We start from the raw sequence: 20,645 nt of genomic DNA on the forward strand, positions 1-20,645 counted from the left end.
ACTCAATCGAAGTTGAAATCGCGGGAGCGACGATGGAACGGCGCAGGGGTGGAATCAGGCCAGGCGCTTGGGCGAAGGCTGCAGCGTCAGCGTGTTCCTGACGTGGGACTCCACCGCCTGTCGCGTGTACAGCAGCGGGTGGTACTGGACCTGCTGGCTCAGGTCCATCAGGTCCTCACGGTGCGGGTGGAAGAAGTGCTCGCTCTGGCCGGGCGCGTGGATGGACATGGAGCGGGAGAGGTCTCCCAGGTCGATGACCACGCGCAGGGCGGTGCCGTGGATGACGTTGAAGGGCCGGCTCCACTGGAAGGAGGCGCCGTCCACCGAGTAGTTGTCACCGCGCGCGGGCTGCGTCCGGCTGTTGGCGGCACGCCGCAGCGGCCCGGGGATGCCCGGCCCGCCCAGCACCCCGTGCTGGTACGTCAGCGTGTGCACGCGGCCCCAGGTCCACCCCTTCGCGTCCGCCCCGTAGTGCTTTGCCAGCCAGCGGACGGCCTCGCCGAGCGCACGCCGGAGCACGTCGTCGCGCGTCTCCCGCTCGGGCGTCTTCGGGTCGTCCCACCACGAGTCTTCGGGCTTCGACATCAGGTCGACGACCAGCGGCATGTGCAGGCTGCCGTGGCGCTCGTATTCGCCGTCCAGGTAGCGCTCCGCCAGCTTCGGCCCCAGCTTGTGGCGCAGCAGGGCGCGCAGCACGTGGATGTACCAGGCCTGGAAGACGGTGGCGCCGGTGCGGTCCACCTCGAAGCGCAAGTCCCACGCAGCCAGCTCCGCCAGCGCCTTCGCCTGCGCGTCGTCCTCGGGCTTCACCGCCAGCAGGTACGGGCGCAGCAGCTCCGCTGGGAGGGAGTACGTCTCTGCCTGGATGCGGCGCATGTCCTCCACGGTGTGCCGGGTCCCCGCCGCCAGCAGGTCCGTGATTCGCCTGGCGCGGTAGCCCGGGAACCAGTTGCTGGCGATGGCGTACGGGTAGTCATCCGACGTGATTTTGTTGTTCGCGGTGACCGCGAAGCCCGCGGGCGGGTTGAGGGAGGAGGGCAGCTCCTCGAAGGGGATGTAGCCCCGCCATTCGTACTCGCCCGTCCAGCCCGGCACCGGCACCGTCCCCTGGTGATTGGGGGCGCGCAGGGGGATGAGGCCCGTGGACTGGTAGCCCACGTTGCCGTCCGCGTCGGCGTACACGAAGTTCTGTCCCGGGCTCTCCCACAGCGCGCAGGCCGCGCGGAACTCCGTCCAGCCCTTCGCCAGGTTCAGCCCCAGCAGCGCGTCGATGAGGGGCAGGCTCTCCGCGTGGGCCCACCGCAGCGCCATGGGCTCGGCGTCGCCGAGCGCGCGGCCCATGGCCTTGTTGACGAGCGGCCCATGGCGGGTGGAGTGGATGACCACCTCGACGGACGGGCCGCCCCGGACGGGAAGCGTCTCGCGCGTCACCTCCAGGTCATGCCACGCGCCCTGGTACTCGTAGCGCCGGGGCGCCTTCGGGTCGTCCAGCTTCTCCACGTAGAAGTCCTGGGTGTCGGGCCCCAGGTTGGACATGCCCCACGCGGAGTGGCCGTTGTGGCCGATGACGACCAGCGGCACGCCGGGCAGCGAGAAGCCCACGTGGTTGAACCGGCCGCCGTGCAGGCCGTTCTCGTACCATTGGGACGGCAGGCCCAGGCCGATGTGGATGTCGTTGGCGAGCAGCGGCTTGCCGCTGGCGGTGCGCTGGCCGTGCACCACCCAGTTGTTGCTGCCGGAGACGATGTTCGGGTCTCCGAGCACGGCGTCCGTGGCGTCCAGCCCCTCCAGGGACTTCACGCCCCGCAGGCCCTCGAGCATCGCCTCGGGGGGGACGATGAGCGGCGTCTGCGGCGCGTGCGTGGGCAGCAGCAGCGCCGCCACGTCCTCTCCCGCCTCGGCCACCAGGCGCGCGCGCAGCAGCTCCAGCCGGTGGTTGCCGCCCAGCATCATCGCCAGCAGGTTGCCGCGCACCAGCGTGTCCACCGGCGTCCACGGGGCCGGGGTGGTGCCGAAGAGGGTGAACTCCAGGGGGAGCGGCTCCAGGGCGATGCGCGCATTCACTCCGGCGGAGTAGGCGTCGAGGATGGCGCGTGACTCCGCGCCCACCCGGGGCAGGGCCTGCTCCGCCATGCGCCGCAGCCCCAGCGTGCGCATGAGTCGGTCCATGGGCACCAGCCGGGGGCCCATCACCGAGGCGAGCAGCCCGCTGCCGGTGAGGCGGCCGAAGTCGAGCTGCCACAGCCGGTCCTGGGCGTGGACGTAGCCCTGGGCGAAGAACAGGTCCTGCTCGTCTTGCGCGTAGAGGTGGGGCGTGCCCCAGGTGTCGCGGAGGATTTCCACGGGGCCGCGCAGGCCGTCCACCTGGAGGGTGCCTTGCAGGCGCGGCCAGCGGCGGCGGGCGAGCCAGGGGCCGAGGCCCGGCGTGGCGACGGCCAGGGCCGGGGGTATCCGGCGGAGCAATTGGAGCCAGCGGAGGGGGTTCATGACTCGGCGCTCCCGGGGGTGGCGAGGGGCGGGGGGGCGTCCTCGTTGCGCGTGGTGGTCGAGGGCGTGGGCGCGCCTCGCGGAGGGGTGGGCAGGGTGTCGGGCAGTTCGGTCTCCACGTTGCGCAGGCGGGGTGAAAGCCACAGCACCAGCACGTTCGTCAGCAGCAGCAGGCTGAGCATGACGAACATGAGCGCGACGCCGCGTCCCTGGCCGGTGCCAATCACCCGTCCGACGGAGTCGGCGAGCGCGCCGCCTGGCGCCATCCACGGCTCGAAGAAGCGGTCCGCCAGGATGCCACCGACGAGGGACACGAGCAGGGTCATGCTCTGGAAGACCACGCGCCGCAGGGCGGCGACGCGCCCCTGCAGCGCGGGGGGCACCTTGGTCTGCCAGATGAACTGCTGGCTGGCCTGGATGAGGGGGAAGGTGAAGAGGAAGGTGGCGGCGGCGACCGCGATGAGCGGCACGCTGGGGGGCAGGGCGGCCAGCAGGAGGACGAGCCCGCCCAGGGTGGAGATGAGGGCGAGGCCCAGGATGCGGCGCCTGGGGCCTCCCCAGAGGCTGGTGACGATGCCACCCGTCAGTCCCCCCATGCCGGCGATGGAGGCAATCCACTTCAGCGAGTGGATGTCCGTGAAGGCGAGCACCAGCGGGTTGATGAGCAGCATCACCATGGCCACGATGAAGGCGCTGGCCGAGATGAAGACCAGCAGGCCGACCAGGCCCGGCCGCTCGCGGACGAAGCGCCAGGCCTCCACGAGGTCCGCCGTCAGGGAGCGCGGCCCCGCGGGCCCGGCGCCACGGGGCGGCGTGGGGAGCCGGACGACGAGCAACGTCCCCGCGGCGAAGACGTAGGAGACCGCGTCCAGGAGCAGGATGCCGCGCATGCCGATGGTGCCCAGCAGCGCGGTCGCGAGGAGGGGGCCGGCAATCAGCGAGAAGGCGCTGCTCAGCTCCGTCATTCCGGTGGCGCGGCCCAGGTGCTTCCGGGGGACCAGCAGCGGCACGGTGGCGCTCCACGCCGGGAAGCTCAGCGTGGAGCAGGCGGAGCCCAGGAAGATGGGGCCGTAGAAGTACCCGGTCTGCAGGGTCCAGTACCCGGCGTCGCGGCCCGCGAACAGCAGCCAGATGAGGAAGATGCTGAACCCCGAGCCCACGTTCCCCAGCAGGATGAGCTTGCGCCGGTCCCACCGGTCCGCGAGGACGCCCGTCAGCGGCGACAGCAGCACCGTGGGCAGGGTGCTGAAGAAGTAGATGAGGGCGAACCGGGTGACGGAGCCGGACAGCTCGTAGACGTACGCCCCGAGCGCGAAGTTCGTCAGGCCGCTGCCCAACATGGAGATGAACTGCCCGAGCCAGACGGTGCCGAAGGTCCGCATCGAGTGGCCCGGCGGGGAGGGAGCCTGGGGATTCATGAGACGTCGCGCTCCAGGGAGTCCAGGTGATGGGCGAGCCGCTCGGCCACGTGGGGGACGTGGGGCGCGCTCAGCAGCGTGTAGTGGTCGCCCGGCACTTCATACACCGTGAGCGTGCCGGGGAGCCACGCGCTCCAGCCCAGGTCCTTCGCCGGAGCGGGCCCGGCGGGTGGAATGGCCGCGCGGAGGACGATGGCGGGGCCCTGGAAGGCGCGGGCGGGCACGTAGGTGCGCAGCGCGTGGTCCAGCCGCTGGTAGACACGGAAGAGGCGCTCGGCCGCGTCCAGGTCCAGGTCCGGTGCGCCCGAGGGCGAGCGCCGTGCCTGCTCCAGCACGTGGGCCAGCGCCTCCCTCGCCTCCACCCGCCGCAAGAGGTCCACGTCCAGCGTCAGGCCTTCCCACGACAGCCCGAGCAGGCGGCCGAAGCCGGCCAGGTCCGCCAGGGTGTCCGGCTCGGGCGCGGGCCGACTGCCGGGGGCCACGCTGTCGAGGAGGGCCAGCAGCTCCACCTGTTCGCCCGCGTCCTGGAGCCGCCGCGCCAGCTCGTGCGCGACGAGCCCGCCGAAGGACCAGCCGCCCAGGACGTAGGGCCCCCGGGGCTGCACGGCGCGCACCTGGCGCAGGTACTGGTCCGCCAGCGCTTCGACGGAGTCATGGGGCGGCTCGCCGCCGTCCATGCCGGAGGCGTGCACGCCATACACGGGCCTGTCGGGGCCGAGCAGGCGGGCGAGCTCGGAGAACCTACCCACGCCGCCCCCTCCGCCATGGAAGAGGAAGAAGGGACGCCGGCCGGGCGCACCCGCGTTCATCCGCGTCAGGTTGGGCGGGGTGCTGGCTCCGTCCCGCCGCTGCTCCAGCCAGCGCACCAGCCGCTCCACGGTGGCGGACTGGAAGATGGCGGAGATGGGGATGCTGAGGCCGGTGCTGTCCCGCACGCGGGCCACCAGCCTCACGGCCAGCAGCGAGTGGCCTCCCAGCGCGAAGAAGTCGTCGGTGAGGCCCACGCGCGGCACGCGCAGGACGCTGGCGAAGGTCTCCGTGAGACGCGTCTCCAGCGGGGTGCGCGGGGCGACGTACTCGGTGCCGGGCGCGGGTGCGTCCGGCGCGGGCAGGGCCCTGCGGTCCACCTTGCCGTTGGCCGTCAGCGGCAGCACGGGGAGCGCCACCAGGGCCGCGGGCACCATGAACCCGGGCAGCCGCTGCTGGAGGAAGGCGCGCAGGTGCTCGAGGTCCAGCGCGGCGCCCTCGCTCGCGGGCGCCGGGACGACGTAGGCGACGAGGCGCTTGTCGCCGGGCACGTCCTCGCGCACCAGGGCGATGGTGTCTCGCACCTGGGGCCAGGCGAGGAGGGCGGCCTCGACTTCGCCCAGCTCAATCCGGAAGCCGCGCACCTTCACCTGGGTGTCGGCGCGGCCGAGGTATTCGAGGATGCCGTCGTCGCGCCAGCGCACGCGGTCTCCGGTGCGGTAGAGGCGGGCGCCGGGGATGCCGGAGAGGGCGTCGGGGACGAAGCGCTCGGCGGTGAGGGCGGGCTGCTCGACGTAGCCCCGGGCCACGCCGTCGCCGCCGATGAACAGCTCTCCGGTGACTCCGACGGGGACGGGCTGGCCGGAGTCGTCCAGCACGTAGACGCAGGTGTTGGAGATGGGCCTGCCGATGGGGACGGAGGCGCCCACCTGCGCGGCGTCCGTCATCCGGTAGCAGACGGCGAAGACGGCCGTCTCGGTGGGGCCGTAGCCGTTGGTGAGGGTGGCGCTCAGGCCCTCCAGCACCCTGCGGGCATGCGGGGCGGGGACGACGTCGCCTCCGGCGATGATCTGCCGGACGGTGCGCAGCGAGTCGAACTCGGACTCCACCATCTGGCTGAAGAGGCCGGAGGGCAGCCAGGTGGTGGTGATGCGCTTGTCGCGCAGCAGCGAGGCCAGCTCTTCCAGCGACGGGGTGTGGGGCGGCAGGAGGACGAGGCGACCGCCATGCAGCAGCGAGCCCCACAGCTCCGAAGTGAAGACGTCGAACGAGGTCGGCGCCACCTGCAGGAGAGTCTCGTCGGGGCCGTAGTGGAGGTGGTCGATGCCGAAGATGGTGCGCAGCACGGACCGGTGCTGGAGGGCGACGCCCTTGGGCCGGCCGGTGCTGCCGGAGGTGAAGACGATGAAGGCGAGGCTGCCGGGCAGGGCCGTGGACGGCGGCGCGGTCGTGGGCAGGTGCGACAGGACGGCGTCGTCCAGCACCACGGTGGGCAGGCCCTCGGCGGGCATCCTCGGCAGCAGCGCGCGGGTGGTGATGAGGGCGCGCGGCCGTGCGTCCTCCACCATGCCGGCGAGCCGCGCGGGCGGGTAGTTGACGTCCAGCGGGACGTAGGCGCCACCCGCCTTGAGGAGGGCCAGCACCGCCACCACCAGCTCCAGCGAGCGCTCCAGGCCGAGGGCCACCCGTGCGTCGGTGGACACGCCCAGGCTCTTCAGGTGCCACGCGAGCTGGTTGGCGCGCTCGTCGAGCTGCCGGTACGTGAGGTGGGCGTCCCCCGCCTCGACGGCGACCTTGTCCGGGTAGCGCGCGGCCACCTGGGCGAAGATGTCGGGGAGGGTGGAGTCGCGCGGGTAGTCCGCGGCGGTGGCGTTCCAGTCCACCAGCATCCGCTGGCGCTCCGCCTCGGTGAGCATGGACACGGAGGACAGGGGCGCCTCGGGCCGGGCGACCAGCGCTTCCACCAGCGTGCGGAAGTGCTCCGTCATCCGGGCCGCCGTGGCCGCGTCGAACAGGTCCGTGTTGTAGACGAGGGCGCCCTGGTAGCCCCCGGGCGCGTCCCGGAGGCTCAGCTCCAGCTCGAAGCGGACGGTGGGGGTGTCCAGCTCCACCGGGCGCAGCGCCAGGCCCTGGCCCGTCAGCGTGGCCATGGGCGAGTTCTGCATGGCGAAGATGACCTGGAAGAGCGGGGGGCGGCTCAAGTCGCGCTCCGGGTGCAGCTCCTCCACCAGCCGCTCGAAGGGCACGTCCTGGTGCGCGTACGCCCCCAGCGCCGTCTCCCTCACCTGGCGCAGCAGGGACAGGAAGGAGCCGCTCGCGTCCACCCGGGCCCGGAGCACCAGCGTGTTGATGAAGAAGCCGATGAGGCCTTCCAGGTCCGCATGCTGGCGGCCGGCGATGGGCGTGCCGACGGCGACGTCCCGCTGCCCGGAGTAGCGCGACAGGAGCACCTGCCAGGCCGCGAGCAGCAGCATGAAGGGCGTGAGCCCCTCCTGCTGGCACAGCGACTGGACGGCCTCGGAGACTGGCTGCGAGAGGCGGAAGGTCAGCTCCGCGCCGCGGAAGGTCTGCACGGGCGGGTGCGGCCTGTCCGTGGGCAGCTCCAGCTTGGGGAGCCCCGAGAGCTGCTGGCGCCACCAGTCGAGCTGCTCCTCCAGCACCTCGCCCTGGAGCCACTGGCGCTGCCAGACGGCATAGTCGGCGTACTGGAGGGGCAGCGGCGGGAGGGGGGAGGGCGCGCCCCGGGCAAAGGCCTCGTAGAGCGCCGCCATCTCTCGCACCAGCACGCCCATGGACCAGCCGTCCGAGACGATGTGGTGCAGGTTGAGCATGAGCACGTGCTCGGTGGGGCCCAGCCTCCACAGCCGTGCGCGCATCAGCGGGCCGGCGGCGAGGTCGAAGGGCCGCGCGACTTCCTCGCGCACCTGCCGGTGGAGCTCCTGGAGGGCCGCGTCCGACTCCAGGCCGCTCAGGTCCACCTCGTGCAGTGGCAGTCCGGCGGGAGGGGAGATGCGCTGGAGGGGCTGGCCCTCTTCCTGGACGAAGGTGGTGCGCAGCGCCTCGTGGCGGTGGAACAGCTCGGACAGGCCGCGCTGGAGTGCGTCGCCGTCCAGCGGCCCCTCCAGGCGCAGCGCGACGGGGATGTTGTAGGGCGTGCCGCCGGGCTCGAGCTGGTCGATGAACCACAGCCGCTGCTGGGCGAAGGACAGCGGCAGCGGGCCCGCGCGGGGCACGGGAACGGGGACGGGCGCCTGGCGTCGCGGAGCGGAGCCCTGGGCCTCGTCGATGCGGCGGGCCAGTGCCTCCAGGGTGGGCTGCTCGAAGAGCGCACGCAGGGGGAGCTCCACCGCGAAGGCGGAGCGGATGCGCGAGACGAGCCGCGTGGCCAGCAGCGAGTGCCCGCCCAGCGCGAAGAAGTTGTCGTGGAGGCCCACGCGCGGCACGAGCAGCAGGGTCGCCATGAGCTCCGCCAGCACCTGCTCGGTGCGGGTGCGGGGGGCGACGTGGGCCTCGTCCGCGAGCGCGCGCACCGCGCCGGGGGTGGGCAGCGCCTTCCTGTCCACCTTCCCTTGCGGCGTGAGCGGCAAGGCCGGCAGCACCACCAGCGACGAGGGCACCATGTACCCGGGCAGGCGCCGCGTGAGGAAGTCGCGCAGGTGCGCGGTGTCCAGCGGCGAGGCTCCGTCACCCGAGGCGGGCACGACGTAGCCCACGAGCCGCTTGTCCCCCGGCACGTCCTCGCGCGCGAGGGCGACGGCCTCGCGGACCTCCGGATGGGCGAGCAGGGCGGCCTCGACTTCGGCCAGCTCAATCCGATAGCCGCGCACCTTCACCTGGGCATCCGCGCGGCCGAGGAACTCCAGCACGCCGTCACCGCGCCAGCGGACGAGGTCTCCGGTGCGGTAGAGGCGAGCGCCGGGGACTCCGGAGTGGGCGTCGGGGACGAAGCGCTCGGCGGTGAGGGCGGGTTGCTCGACGTAGCCCCGGGCCACGCCGTCGCCGCCGATGAGCAGCTCACCCGTGACTCCGACGGGCACCGGCTGGCCGGAGTCGTCCAGCACGTACACCCGCGTGTTGCCGATGGGGCGGCCGATGGGGACGGAGGTGCCCACCTGCTCCACCGACGTCATGCGGTGGTAGGAGGCGAAGAGGGTCGTCTCCGTGGGTCCGTAGCAGGCCGTCACCGGAATGAGCATTCCTTCCAGCACCCGGCGCACGTGGGGCGCGCTCACCACGTCGCCTCCGGTGAGCAACTGCCTTACCCCACGCAGGGCACGGAGGTCGTGGTCCACCACCTGGGTGAAGAGGCCGGCGGTGAGGTGCAGCGTCGTCACCCCGTGCTTCACCAGCACGGCCTCCAGCTCCTTCAAGTCTGAGGGCGAGTGGGGCGGGAAGACGACGAGGCGCGCCCCGTGGAGCAGCGGGCCCCACAGCTCCAGGGTGGAGGCGTCGAAGGAGACCGGGGCGATGAGGAGGAAGGTCTCCTCCGGGCCCAGGTGCGCGTAGTCCACGCCGAGGACGGTGCGCAGCACGGCGGCGTGCGGAGTCCCCACGCCCTTGGGACGGCCCGTGGAGCCGGAGGTGAAGTCGATGTACGCGAGGCTGTCGGGCAGGGCCGTGGACAGCGGCGCGGACGTGGGCTGTCCCTCCAGGGACACCTCGCCCAGCACCACGGCGGGCAGCCCGTCCGCGGGCAGCTTCGCCAGCAGCTCGCGCGTGGTGACGAGCACGCACGGGCGCGCGTCCTCCACCATCGCGGCGAGCCGCTCGCGGGGATACGACGAGTCCAGCGGGACGTAGGCGCCGCCGGCCTTGAGGATGGCCACCAGCGCCACCACCAGCTCTAGCGAGCGGTCCACCGCGAGGGCGACTCGCGCGTCGGTGCTCACGCCCAGGCCGCGCAGGTGGTGCGCGAGCTGGTTGGCGCGCGCGTCGAGCTGCCGGTAGGTGAGCTTCGAGGCTCCGAGCTCGTCGGCGAACTCGACGGCGACTTGGTCCGGGGTGCGGGCCACCACCTGGGCGAAGACCTCGGGCAGGGTGGAGCCTCGCGGGTAGTCGGTGGCGGTGGCGTTCCAGTCCACCAACATCCGCTGGCGCTCTGCCCCCGTGAGCAGGGACACCGAGGACAGGGGCGCCTCGGGATGGGTGACGAGCGCCTCCGTCACGGTGCGGAAGTGCTCCGCCAGACGCAGGGCCGTGGCGGGCTCGAAGAGGTCGGTGTTGTAGGTGAGCTGCCCGGCGTAGCCCTCGGCGGTGCGCACGATGCTCAGCTCCAGCTCGAAGCGCGTCACCGCGCCCTGTGCCGCGTCGAGCGGACGCAGGGAGAGGCCGGTGAGGTCGAGAGGCGGGAGGGGCGCGTTCTGCAGGGCGAAGAGGACCTGGACGAGGGGAGGACGGCTGAGGTCTCGCTGGGGTTCGAGGGCCTCGACGATGCGCTCGAAGGGGAGGGACTGGTGGGCGAAGGCTTCGAGGGAGGAGTGGCGGGTGTGTGAGAGGAGCGCGCGGAAGGAGTCGGAGGGGGACAGGCGCGCGCGCAGGGGGAGGGTGCCGACGAAGAAGCCGATGAGAGACTCCAGCTCGGCGGCGTCGCGGCCCGCGACGGGAGAGGCGAGGAGGAAGTCGGACTGCCCGGAGTAGCGGCCCAGCAGGAGCTGGAAGGCGGAGAGCAGGGCCATGAAGGGGGTGACGGCCTCGCGGCGGCAGAGAGCGTCGAGGGCGTCTGCGAGGGGGGCGGGCAGGAGGAGCGGGACGGAAGCGCCGCGCGAGGAGAGGACGGCGGGGCGGGGCTTGTCGGTGGGCAGCTCCAGGGTGTGAGGAGCGCCGGAGAGGTGGTGACGCCACCAGGAGCGCTGGGAGTCGAGCACGTCACCCTGGAGCCAGCCGCGCTGCCAGGCGGAGTAGTCGGCGTACTGGAGTGGCAGGGGAGGAAGGGGAGAGGGCTTGCCGGAGGAGAAGGCGGTGTAGAGGGCTGCGACTTCCTGGACCAGGACGCCCATGGACCAGCCGTCGGAGACGATGTGGTGGAGGGTGAGGAGGAGCACGTGCTCGTCCTCGGCCAGTCGCAACAGCAGTGCGCGCAGCAGCGGGCCGTTGGCGAGGTCGAAGGGGCGCAGGGCTTCTTCGCGGGCGAGGCGGCGGGCTTCGTGCTGGCGCTCGTCGGCGGGGAGCGGCTCCAGGTCCACCTGGGAGAGGGGGAAGTCGGCGTCTGGGTGGATGCACTGCACGGGCTGGCCTTCGCGGGAGGCGAAGGTGGTGCGCAGGGCTTCGTGGCGGCACACGACTTCGGCCAGCGCGGCTTGCAGTGCCTGCGCATCGAGCGTGCCCTCCAGGCGCAGGGCGAAGGGGAGGTTGTAGAGCGGGCTGCCCGGTTCGAGCTGGTCGATGAACCACAGCCGCTGCTGGGCGAAGGACAGCGGCGGCTCACCCGTGCGCGGCACGGGGACGAGCGGCGGCAGCTTGCGGTCCGGGGCGGGCTGTCGGGCCGTGTCCACCTGCCGGGCCAGCTCGCCCAGCGTCGGTGAGGAGAACAGCTCCCGGAGCGGCAGCTCGGTGCCGAAGACAGCGCGGATTCGAGAGACGACTCGCGTGGCCAGCAGCGAGTGGCCGCCCAGCTCGAAGAAGTTGTCCCCGGTGCCCACGCGGGAGACGCCCAGCACCTGGGTCCAGATGTCGGCGAGCAGCAGCTCGGTGGGCGTGCTCGGCGCGAGGTAGCCGGCGCTGGACGCCGGTGCGTCCGGCGCGGGCAGGGCCTTGCGGTCCACCTTGCCGTTGGCCGTCAGCGGCAGGGCCGGGAGCACCACCACCGCCGAGGGCACCATGTATTCAGGCAGCCGCTGCTGGAGGAAGGCGCGTGGTGCTTCGGCCTGTGCGGATGCCAGGACGACGTAGGCGACGAGGCGCTTGTCGCCGGGCATGTCCTCGCGCACCAGGGCGACGGCTTCTCGCACCTGGGGGTGGACGAGGAGGGTGGCTTCGACTTCGCCCAATTCAATCCGGAAGCCGCGCACCTTCACCTGGCTGTCGGCGCGGCCGAGGTAGTCGAGGACGCCGTCTTCGCTCCAGCGCACGCGGTCTCCGGTGCGGTAGAGGCGGGCTCCTGGGACTCCGGAGAAGGCGTCGGGGACGAAGCGCTCGGCGGTGAGGGCGGGCTGTTCGAGGTATCCCCGGGCCACGCCGTCACCGCCGATGAACAGCTCACCCGTGACTCCGACGGGCACCGGCTGGCCGGAGTCGTCCAGCACGTACACCCGCGTGTTGCCGATGGGGCGGCCGATGGGGACGGAGGCGGAGAGCCGCGCGGGCGACGTCATGCGGTGGCAGACGGCGAAGACGGTGGCCTCGGTGGGGCCGTAGCCGTTGGTGAGTGAGGCGCTCAGGCCCTCCAGCACCTTGCGGGCATGCAGGGCGCTGACGACGTCGCCTCCAGCGATGAGCTGCTGGACGGTGCGCAGCGAGTCGAACTCGGACTCCACCATCTGGCTGAAGAGGCCGGAGGGCAGCCAGCAGGTGGTGATGCGCTCGCGGCGCAGCAGCGTGGCCAGCTCTTCCAGCGACGGGGTGTGGGGCGGCAGGAGGACCAGCCGCGCGCCGTGCAGCAGCGCGCCCCATAGCTCCATGACCGAGACGTCGAAGGAGATGGGCGCCACCTGCAGGAGGGACTCGTCGGGGCCGAAGTGGAGGTAGTCGACTCCGAGGACGGTGCGCAGCACGGACTGGTGCTCGACGGCGACGCCCTTGGGCCGGCCGGTGCTGCCGGAGGTGAAGATGACGTACGCGAGGCTGCCGGGCAGGGCCGTGGCGGGCGGCGCGGACGTGGGCAGGGCGGACAGCGGGGCGTCGTCCAGCACCACGGTGGCGAGGCCCAGGCCCGACAGCCCTGGCAGCAGGGCTCGGGTGGTGAGGAGGACGCGAGGCCGTGCGTCCTCCACCATGCTGGCGAGCCGTGCCGGTGGGAGCCACGGGTCCAGCGGGACGTAGGCTCCACCCGCCTTGAGGACGGCGAGCAGCGAGACGACGAACTCCAGCGAGCGCTCCAGGCCGAGGGCCACCCGTGCGTCGGTGCTCACGCCCAGGCCGCGCAGGTGGTGCGCGAGCTGGTTGGCGCGCGCGTCGAGCTGCCGGTAGGTGAGCTTCGCGCCTCCGGACTCGACAGCGACGTGGTCCGGGTAGCGGGCTGCTGCCTGGGCGAAGACCTCGGGCAGGGTGGAGCCTCGCGGGTAGTCGGTGGCGGTGGCGTTCCAGTCCACCAACATCCGCTGGCGCTCCGCCCCGGTGAGCAGCGACACCGAGGACAGGGGCGCCTCGGGGCGGGCGACCAGGGCTTCCACCAGCGTGCGGAGGTGCGCGCCGAGGCGCTCGACCGTGGTGCGCTCGAAGAGGTCGGTGTTGTAGGCGAGCTGCCCGGCGTAGCCCTCCGGCGAGCGCCACAGGTACAGCTCCAGCTCCAGCTTGATGATTCCACTGCCGAGCCCTTCGAGCGGATGCAGGGAGAGGCCGGGGAGGTCGAGGGGCGGGAGGGGCGCGTTCTGCAGGGCGAAGAGGACCTGGACGAGGGGAGGGCGGCTGAGGTCTCGCTGGGGCTCGAGGGCCTCGACGATGCGCTCGAAGGGGAGGGACTGGTGTGCGAAGGCTTCGAGGGAGGAGTGGCGGGTATGGGCGAGGAGCGCGCGGAAGGAGTCGGAGGGGGACAGGCGCGCGCGCAGGGGGAGGGTGCCGACGAAGAAGCCGATGAGGGGCTCCAGCTCGGCGGCGTCGCGTCCTGCGACGGGAGAGGCGACGAGGAAGTCGGACTGCCCGGAGTAGCGGCCCAGCAGGAGCTGGAAGGCGGAGAGCAGGGCCATGAAGGGGGTGACGGCCTCGCGGCGGCAGAGGGCGTCGAGGGCGTCTGCGAGGGGGGCGGGCAGGAGGAGCGGGACGGAAGCGCCGCGCGAGGAGAGGACGGCGGGGCGGGGCTTGTCGGTGGGCAGCTCGAGGGTGTGAGGAGCGCCGGAGAGGTGGTGACGCCACCAGGAGCGCTGGGAGTCGAGGACGTCGCCCTGGAGCCAGCCGCGCTGCCAGGCGGAGTAGTCGGCGTACTGGAGGGGCAGGGGAGGAAGGGGAGAGGGCTTGCCGGAGGAGAAGGCGGTGTAGAGGGCGGCGACTTCCTGCACCAGGACGCCCATGGACCAGCCGTCGGAGACGATGTGGTGGAGGGTGAGGAGGAGCACGTGCTCGTCCTCGGCCAGTCGCAGCAGCAGGGCGCGAAGCAGCGGGCCGTTGGCGAGGTCGAAGGGACGCAGGGCTTCCTCGCGGGCGAGGCGGCGGGCTTCGTCCTGGCGCTCGTCGGCGGGGAGTGGCTCCAGGTCCACCTGGGACAGGCGGAAGTCGCTGTCGGGGTGGATGAACTGCGTGGGCTGGCCTTCGCGGGAGGCGAAGGTGGTGCGCAGGGCTTCGTGGCGGCGCACGACTTCGGCCAGCGCGGCTTGCAGCGCCTGCGCGTCGAGCATGCCCTCCAGGCGCAGCGCGGTGGGCATGTTGTAGGTCGCGGTGCCCGGTTCGAGCTGGTCGATGAACCACAGCCGCTGCTGGGTGAAGGACAGCGGCAGCTCACCCGTGCGCGGCACGGGGACGAGCGGTGGAAGGGTGAGCCCCTGGGCCGCTCGCAGGGCCGCGTCCACCTGCCGGGCCAGCTCGCCCAGCGTCGGTGAGGAGAAGAACTCACGCACGGCCAGCTCGGTGCCGAAGACCGAGCGCATGCGGGAGACGACCTGCGTGGCCAGCAGGGAGTGGCCGCCCAGCTCGAAGAAGTTGTCTCCAGTGCCCACTCGGGCGACGCCCAGCACCTGGGCCCAGATGTCGGCGAGCAGCAGCTCGGTCGGCGTGCTTGGCGCGAGGTGCTCCGCCGGAGTCGTGGTCACGTCCGGCGCGGGCAGGGCCTTGCGGTCCACCTTGCCGTTGGGACTCAGTGGCAGGGCCGGGAGCGCCACCACGGCCGACGGCACCATGTGCTCCGGCAGCCGCGCCGAGAGGGCGTCGCGCAGGGCCCGGGTGTCCAGGCCCGCTGCTTCGACTCCCTGCGCGGACACCACGTAGGCCACGAGTCTGGGCCCGGTGGGGCTGTCCTCGCGCACCACGGCCACGGCGTCGGAGACGTCCGGCGAGGTGCGCAGGGCGGCCTCGACTTCGCCCAGCTCGATGCGGAAGCCGCGCAGCTTCACCTGGGTGTCGGTGCGCCCGAGGAATTCGAGCTGACCGTCTGCCCTGAAGCGCACCCGGTCTCCGGTGCGGTACAGGCGCGCTCCGGGCACCGCGCTGAAGGCGTCTGGCACGAAGCGCTCGGCGGTGAGGGCCGGCCGGTCCAGGTAGCCTCGCGCCACGCCGACGCCACCGAGGAACAGCTCTCCGGGCACTCCCACCGGGACGGGCTGGAGTGACTCGTCGAGTACGTAGACGCGCACGTTGGGCAGCGGGCGACCCAGGAGCGGCGGTGTTCCATCGGGCACGCAGGGCGCCATGGCGGCGCACACGGTGGCCTCGGTGGGGCCGTAGACGTTGAGGAAGCGGCGGCCCGGCGCCCACTTCGTCACCAACTCGGGAGGGCAGGCCTCGCCGCCGGAGATGACGGTGCGCAGTCCGTCCAACCCCTCGGCCGGCAGCGCTGCCAGCGAGGTGGGCGTCATGGCGATGACATGGACGTCCCGCGCCTTGAGCAGCTCCGCCAGCGCGGGGCCCGGTTGCAGCGCTTCTCCCGAGGCCATGCACAGCGTGGCGCCCGACAGCAGCGTGGGGAAGGTCTCCCAGGCGAAGGCGTCGAAGCCCGGCGAGGCGAACTGGAGCACACGCGTGCCGGGGCCGAGGCCCTGGGGCTCCACCTGGCTGAGCGCCAGGTTGGGCACGCCCCGGTGGGGCACCATGACGCCCTTGGGCTGGCCGGTGCTGCCCGAGGTGTAGATGACGTAGGCGACGTTGTCGGCGGTGGCCAGCGTCGCCGGTGCGTGGGTGGGCTGCCGGGCGAGGTGTGGCGCGAGCGTGTCCAGCTCCAGCACCAGCACTCCGTATGGGGCGGGCACGTCCAGGGTGGAGGAGGTGAGCAGCAGGGGCGCGGCGCAGTCACCGAGCATGAAGGCCAGCCGCTCGGAGGGGTAGGCCGGGTCCATGGGGACGAAGGCGCCTCCGGCCTTGAGGGTGGCGAGCACCGCGACCACCAGCTCTGCCGAGCGCTCCAGGCAGAGGGCGACACGCGTCTCGGCGCGGACGCCGTTCGCACGCAGCTCATGGGCGAGCTGGTTGGCCCGTGTCTCCAGCTCGGCGTAGCTCAGCGACTGCTCGCCATGGACGAGCGCCACCGCATCGGGCGTGCGCCGGGCCTGGGCGTCGAACAGCTCATGGATGCAGGCGCCGTCCGGGAAGGGAACGGCGTGGCCGCTCCACTCCACCAGCAGCTGGCGCTGCTCCTCGGGGGACAGCAGCGGCAGCAGGGCCACCGGCCGGGTTGCGTCCTCGCTGATGGCGGCGAGCAGCGTTCGCAGGTGCCCCCACATGCGCTCGATGGTGGAGGCGTCGAACAGGTCGGTGGCGTAGTGGAGGCTGCCGCTGAAGCCCGCGGGCGTCTCCTCCAGCGCGAGGTTCAGGTCGAAGCGGGCGGGCAGGCTGTCCGGAGCGAGCGGATGCAGGCGCAGTCCCGGCAGCTCCAGCGCGGCCATGGGTGTGTTCAGCAGGCTGAAGCTCGTCTGATACAGCGGTGCGTGGCTGAGGCTGCGCTGCGGACGGAGCTCCTCGACGAGCTTGGCGAAGGGAACGTCCTGGTGCTCGTAGGCGGCGAGGGTCGTCTCCCGCACCTGCTCCAGCAGCGAGAGGAACGGGGCGCGCGGGTCGATACGCGCACGCAGGGCCAGGTTGTTGACGAAGAAGCCGATGAGCCCTTCGGTGTCGGAGTGGTTGCGGCCGGCGATGGGCGAGCCGACGATGAGGTCGTCCTGCCCGGAGTAGCGGTGCAGCAGGACCTGGAAGGCGGCCAGCAGCGTCATGAAGGGCGTCAGGCCCTGTCGCCGCGAGAGGGCCTTGAGGGACTCGGAGAGCTCCAGGGGCAGGCGCACCGGCAGATAGGCGCCGCGCGAGGTCTGCACGGCCGGGCGGGGCCTGTCCGTGGGCAGCTCCAGCGCATGCGGCGCGCCTTCGAGTCGCTGGCGCCACCAGGAGAGCTGGTGCTCCAGCACCTCGCCCTGGAGCCAGCCCCGCTGCCAGACGGCGTAGTCCGCGTACTGCACCGGGAGCGGTGACAGCGGCGAGGGCTGGCCGGAGGTGAAGGCGGTGTAGAGCGCGGCGACCTCGCGCACCAGGTTGCCCGTGGACCAGCCGTCCGTGACGATGTGATGCAGCGAGAGGAGCAGCACATGCTCGTCCTCGTCCAGCCGCAGCAGCAGGGCGCGCAGCAGCGGGCCGGCGGCGAGGTCGAAGGGACGCTGGGCTTCTTCTCGCGCGAGGCGGCGGGCCTCGTCCTGTCGCTGTGCCGGGGGCAGCGCCGTGAGCTCCACGCGGGACAGGCGGAAGCCGCCGTCGGGGTGGATGTGCTGCACGGGCTGGCCTTCGTGGGAGACGAAGGTGGTGCGCAGGGCTTCGTGACGGCGCACCACTTCGGCCAGCGCGGCTTCCAGCGCCTGTGCGTCGAGCGAGCCCTCCAGCCGCAGGGCCGCGGGCATGTTGTAGAGCGGGCTGCCCGGCTCGAGCTGGTCGATGAACCACAGCCGCTGCTGGGCGAAGGACAGCGGCAGCTCACCCGTGCGCGGCACGGGCAGGAGCGGAGGCAGCACCAGTCCCCGCGTCGCCCTCAGGGCCGTGTCCACCTGCCGGGCCAGGGCTCCCAGCGTGGGCGCGGCGAACAGCTCGCGCACGGGCAGCTCGAGGCGGAAGACGGTGCGGAGGCGGGAGACGACCTGCGTGGCCATCAGCGAGTGGCCGCCCAGCTCGAAGAAGTTGTCTCCGGTGCCTACTCGAGAGACGCCCAGCACCTGGGCCCAGATGTCGGCGAGCAACAGCTCGGTGGGCGTGCTCGGCGCGACGTGCTGGGAGGCGGCGGTGCTGGCCGCGTCTGGCGCGGGCAGGGCCTTGCGGTCCACCTTGCCGTTGGGGTTCAGCGGCAGGGCCGGGAGCGCCACCACGGCCGAGGGCACCATGTGCTCCGGAAGTCGCTCCGAGAGGGCGTTACGCAGGGCCCGGGTGTCCAGGCTCGCGGCCTCGACGCCCTGCACGGGGGCCACGTAGGCGACGAGCAGGGGACCGGTGGAGCCGTCCTCGCGCACCACGGCCACGGCGTCGGAGACGTCCGGCGAGGCGCGCAGGGCGGCCTCGACTTCGCCCAGCTCGATGCGGAAGCCACGCAGCTTCACCTGGGTGTCGGTGCGCCCGAGGAACTCGAGCTGGCCGTCCGCCCTCCAGCACGCCCGGTCTCCGGTGCGGTACAGGCGCGCTCCGGGCACCGCGCTGAAGGCGTCCGGCACGAAGCGCTCGGCGGTGAGGGCCGGCCGGTCCAGGTAGCCTCGCGCCACTCCCACGCCGCCGAGGAACAGCTCGCCGGGCACTCCCACGGGGACGGGCCTCAGGGCCTCATCGAGCACGTAGACACGCACGTTGGGCAGTGGGCGACCCAGCGGCGGAGGTGTCCCGTCGGGCACGCAGGGCACCATGGTGGCGCACACGGTGGCCTCGGTGGGGCCGTAGGCATTGAAGAAGCGCCGGCCCGGTGCCCACTTCGACACCAGCTCGGCGGGACAGGCCTCGCCAGCGGAGATGACAGTGCGGAGCCCCTCCAGCCCTTCGGCCGGCAGCGCGCCAAGCGCGGTGGGCGACATGGCGATGACGTGGACATCCTGCGCCTTGAGCAGCTCCGCCAGCGCGGGGCCCGGTTGCAGCGCTTCTCCCGAGGCCAGGCACAGCGTGGAGCCCGACAGCAGCGTGAGGAACGTCTCCCAGACGAAGGCGTCGAAGCTCGGTGAGGCGAACTGGAGCACGCGGGTGCCGGGGCCGAGGCCCTGGGGCTCCACCTGACTGAGCGCCAGGTTGGGCACGCCCCGGTGGGGCACCATGACGCCCTTGGGCTGGCCGGTGCTGCCCGAGGTGTAGATGACGTAGGCGACGTTGTCGGCGGTGGCCAGCGGCGCGGGCGCGTGGGTGGGCTGCCGTTCGAGCAGCGCTTCGAGCGTATCCAGCTCCATCACCAGCATGCCGGGAGGCGGCAGCACGTCGAGCGCGGAGGAGGTGAGCAGCAGGGGCGCGCCGCAGTCACCGAGCATGAAGGCCAGTCGCTCGGCGGGGTAGGCCGGGTCCATGGGGACGAAGGCGCCACCGGCCTTGAGGATGGCGAGCACCGCCACCATCAGCTCCACGGAGCGCTCCAGGCAGAGGGCGACGCGAAGCTCGGCGCCGACGCCGCGCGCGCGCAGCAGCCAGGCGAGCTGGTTGGCCCGCGTCTCCAGCTCGGCGTAGCTCAGCGACTGTTCGCCATGCATGAGCGCCACCGCGTCGGGCGTGCGCCGGACCTGGGCGTCGAACAGCTCATGGATGCAGGCGCCGTCGGGGAAGGGGGCGGCGTGGCCGCTCCACTCCACCAGCACCTGACGCCGCTCCCCGGGGGACAGCAGCGACAGCTCGGACAGGCGCGTGCCGGGAGCGGCGGCGAGGCCTTCCAGCAGCGTTTGCAGGTGCCCCAGCAGGCGCGTCACCCGCTCGGACTCGAAGAGGTCGGTGCGGTAGACCACCGCGACGCGCAGCCCCTCGTCCAGCTCCGTCACCAGCAGCGACAGGTCCTGCTGGCTGGCTCCGGTGTCGACGGGCCGGGCCTCCATCACCAGCCCCGGCAGCTCCAGCGGAGGCAGCGGCGCGTTCTGCAGGGTGAAGGTCACCTGGAACACGGGCGTGCTGCCCGCCCGCCGCTCGGGCCGGAGCGCCTCCACCAGCGTCTCGAAGGGCAGGTCCTGGTGCGCCATGGCCCCCAGCGCCGTCTCGTGCACCTGGCCCAGCAGCTCCAGGAAGGTCGGGTCGCCGGACAGGTCCATGCGCAGGGGGAGCGCGTTGACGAACAGCCCGATGAGACCCTCCAGCCCCGCGCGTGTGCGCCCCGCCACCGGCGTGCCCACCACCACGTCCCGCTGCCCGCTGTAGCGCGACAGCAGCACCCCATACGCCGCCATCAGGACCGAGAACAACGTGCGGCCCTCGCTCCGGGCCAGCGCCCCGAGCGAGTGGAGCAGCGGCAGCGGCAGCATCACCGTCCGCCGCGCACCTCGCGTGCTGGCCGTGGCCGTGCGGGGCCTGTCCGTGGGCAGCTCCAGCACGGCATTCGCATCCAGCCGCTCGCGCCACCACGCCAGCCGCGAGTCCAGCGTCTCGCCCTGGAGCCAGTCGCGCTGCCACGCGGCGTACTCCGCGTACTGCATGGGCAGGTCGGGCAGTGGCGCGGCACGCCCCGCCGCGAACGCCGGGTAGAGCACGCCCAGCTCCCGCACCAGCACGCCGAGGGACCAGGCGTCGGAGACGAGGTGGTGCAGGTTGAGCAGCAGCAGGTGCTCGGTGGGGCCCAGCCGGTACAGTACGGCCCGCAGCAGCGGTTCCCGCTCCACGTCGAAGGGCCGGCGCGCCTCGTCGTGCAGCGCGCTCCAGGCCGCTTCCTCGCGTCCGGCTCCGGGCAGGTGCTCCAGGTCCACCACCTGGAGGGCGGGCTCCGCGGACGGGGCGATGAGCTGGTGCGGCTGTCCCTCCTGCTCGATGAAGGTGGTCCGCAGCGTCTCGTGGCGGCGCACCACCTCGGCGAGGCCGCGGCGCAGGGCCTCTTCGTCCAGCGCGCCGGTGAAGCGCACGGCGGTGGGGATGTTGAAGGCCGCGCCTCCAAAGCCGAGCCGCTCCTGGAGCCAGAGGCCCTCCTGGGCGAAGGACACGGGCGCACGGCGGGCGCGGGCCCGCTCTCGCTCGCGCAGCAGCTCGGCCAGTCGCGCGCGCTTCTGTTCGGGAGTGAGCGACATG

Annotated in this window: 3 protein-coding genes; all 3 read right to left on the bottom strand. The window is 72.6% G+C overall.

All coding sequences use genetic code 11. The annotated features are described in order from the left end of the window. Positions 1 to 54 precede the first annotated feature (54 nt). The 3 genes from G4D85_RS21100 to G4D85_RS21110 are packed head-to-tail and all read right to left on the bottom strand — an operon-like array spanning position 55 to position 20,644. On the bottom strand, positions 55 to 2,487 hold the full coding sequence (locus G4D85_RS21100; protein ID WP_164014705.1) for a penicillin acylase family protein: 2,433 nt from the start codon (positions 2,485 to 2,487) through the stop codon (positions 55 to 57). After that, entirely contained in the window at positions 2,484 to 3,905 is a 1,422-nt protein-coding gene (locus tag G4D85_RS21105) for an MFS transporter (protein WP_164014707.1), read from the bottom strand. Before G4D85_RS21105 ends, G4D85_RS21100 begins: the two co-directional genes overlap by 4 nt. Further along, positions 3,902 to 20,644 (bottom strand): non-ribosomal peptide synthetase, encoded by a 16,743-nt coding sequence (locus tag G4D85_RS21110; RefSeq protein ID WP_164014709.1) that lies wholly within the window; start codon positions 20,642 to 20,644, stop codon positions 3,902 to 3,904. The genes G4D85_RS21105 and G4D85_RS21110 overlap by 4 nt, the downstream gene beginning before the upstream one ends. Position 20,645: the final 1 nt, after the last annotated feature.

It is taken from the genome of Pyxidicoccus trucidator (assembly GCF_010894435.1).
GTDB lineage: Bacteria > Myxococcota > Myxococcia > Myxococcales > Myxococcaceae > Myxococcus > Myxococcus trucidator.